Annotated in this window: 3 protein-coding genes; all 3 read left to right on the top strand. The window is 58.7% G+C overall.

What is annotated here, in order from left to right:
• From ubiE to RI563_RS00465, 3 genes are read left to right on the top strand one after another with little or no spacing between them, the layout of a single operon-like run.
• Positions 1-744 carry a bifunctional demethylmenaquinone methyltransferase/2-methoxy-6-polyprenyl-1,4-benzoquinol methylase UbiE gene (ubiE, locus tag RI563_RS00475; protein WP_310692350.1) on the top strand — a complete coding sequence of 248 codons (744 nt, stop codon included), beginning with the start codon at positions 1-3 and terminating at the stop codon, positions 742-744.
• The gene (locus RI563_RS00470; protein WP_310692349.1) at positions 741-1244 is read left to right on the top strand and encodes an RDD family protein; all 504 of its coding nucleotides are present in this window, start codon (positions 741-743) and stop codon (positions 1242-1244) included. Before ubiE ends, RI563_RS00470 begins: the two co-directional genes overlap by 4 nt.
• On the top strand, positions 1241-1879 hold the full coding sequence (locus RI563_RS00465; protein WP_310692348.1) for an SCP2 domain-containing protein: 639 nt from the start codon (positions 1241-1243) through the stop codon (positions 1877-1879). Before RI563_RS00470 ends, RI563_RS00465 begins: the two co-directional genes overlap by 4 nt.
• Positions 1880-2018: the final 139 nt, after the last annotated feature.

The raw sequence follows: 2018 nt of genomic DNA, 5'->3' as shown, positions 1-2018 counted from the left end.
ATGAAAAAGACCACCCATTTCGGTTATCAGGAAGTCCCCTACGAAGAGAAGGTGCGCAAGGTTGCGGGGGTTTTTCATTCGGTTGCCGGTAAATACGATCTGATGAACGATCTGATGTCGATGGGCGTCCATCGACTCTGGAAGCGGTATACGCTGGATATGAGCGGTGTGCGCCGTGGCGATCATGTGCTGGATCTGGCCGGTGGCACCGGCGATCTGGCGGAGAAGTTTTCCCGCATGGTGGGTCCTGACGGCTCCGTGACACTGGCCGATATTAATGAGTCCATGCTGCGCATGGGCCGGGATCGACTCATCAATGACGGTATCGTCGGTAATCTGCGCTATGTGCAGGCCAACGCCGAGTGCCTGCCGTTTCCCGATAATCATTTCGATGCCATCACTATCGCCTTTGGGCTGCGCAATGTGACCGACAAGGAAGCCGCGCTACGTTCCATGTTGCGTGTGCTCAAGCCCGGCAAGCCGTTGCTGGTACTGGAGTTTTCCAGGCCCGTGATCAAACCGCTGAACCCGATCTATGACACCTATTCGTTCAAGGTCTTGCCGCTGCTGGGTAAACTGTTCGCCAACGATCCCGACAGTTACCGTTATCTGGCCGAGTCGATTCGCAAGCACCCGGATCAGGAGACACTCAAGGGCATGATGGAAGAAGCCGGCTTCGAACATTGTGAGTATTACAATCTCAGCGGCGGCATTGTCGCCCTGCATCGCGGTTACAAGTTATGACCGCGGCGGCTGCCAGAATCCAGTATGCCGGCTTCTGGCGCCGCTTCCTGGCGTTGCTGCTCGACGGTGTTCTTTTTACCGCGCTGATTCTTCCCCTTCTGGTCGCGATCTACGGACCCGGCTATCTGAGCTGGTGGCTGGGTGACAGCAGTGAGCTGGCCAGTTATGGCGTGGCCGATCTGCTCATCACCTATGTTGCCCCGTTTGTGCTGGTGATCCTTTTCTGGCGGCACTGGCAGGCCACCCCGGGCAAACTGCTGCTCGATTGCCGGGTGGTGGATGCGCGCACGCATCAACCCCTGAGCCTGCGTCAGAGCGTGATCCGTGCGCTGGGTTATATCCTTTCCGCCCTGCCTTTGTATCTCGGCTTTGTCTGGGCCGCCATCGACAAACGCAAGCAGGCCTTGCATGACAAGCTGGCCGGCAGCGTGGTGATCCAGGTGATCGACGATGATAGTGACATCAGTGTCGCGCAATGGCGGGAGCGTCTGAGTCTGTGAGCCTGGGCGGGGAAACACTCGTGTTGCTGGAGGCGGCTGTGGAGACGGCCCTGAACCGGGCGCTGCGCCTGGACCCGGTGACCTTTGAGCAACTGGCGCGCTTCGAGGGCAAGCAGATTGCGCTGGAACTGCATGGGACCGGTCTGACTCTGTTGCTGTTGCCAGGGCATGATGGCATCCAGGTGATGAGCGGAGACGCCGAGCAGGCGGATACGGTGATCAGCGGTACCCCGCTGGCACTGGCTGAACTGAGTTTCGGGGATGCGCGCCGGGTCCTGTTCGCCGGCGAGGTGACGATTCGCGGCGATGTGGAAACCGGCCAGGCCTTCAAGCGCCTGCTGGATCATCTCGACATTGACTGGGAAGAACTGTTGAGCCGTTATACGGGCGACGTGGTCGCTCACCAGCTGGGCGATCTGTTTCGCGGCTTGCAGAGCTGGGGCCGTCAGGCGCGACGCGTCCTGGGGCGGAATCTGGCGGAATTTCTGCATCAGGAGAGCCGACAACTGGCGACCCGCGAAGCGGTGGCGGAGTTTGTTCGGGAGGTTGATCGGTTGCGCGACGACAGCGCGCGTCTGCAGCAGCGTGTTACGCTGTTACAACAGCATTTGCCGCAAGCCGACCAGACTTCATAAATCGCGCTTTGCCGGCTATATAAAAGTTAACTTGCATCGTAACGTGAGCTTCGCAGAATAGGGCGCGATGCATTTTTGCGTGCATTGGGGTATGCTTTGCCTTTCACACTGCTTTGAAGGAGCAGGAACCATGAGTCAG

It is taken from the genome of Thiohalophilus sp., assembly GCF_031581315.1.
GTDB lineage: Bacteria > Pseudomonadota > Gammaproteobacteria > UBA6429 > Thiohalophilaceae > Thiohalophilus.
This window is presented reverse-complemented; position numbering and strand designations above follow the sequence as displayed.

Coding starts and splice junctions, on each gene's coding strand:
- RI563_RS00470 (WP_310692349.1), top strand. CDS start 741: ATGACCGCGGCGGCTGCCAGAATCCAGTATGCCGGCTTCTGGCGCCGC.
- ubiE (WP_310692350.1), top strand. CDS start 1: ATGAAAAAGACCACCCATTTCGGTTATCAGGAAGTCCCCTACGAAGAG.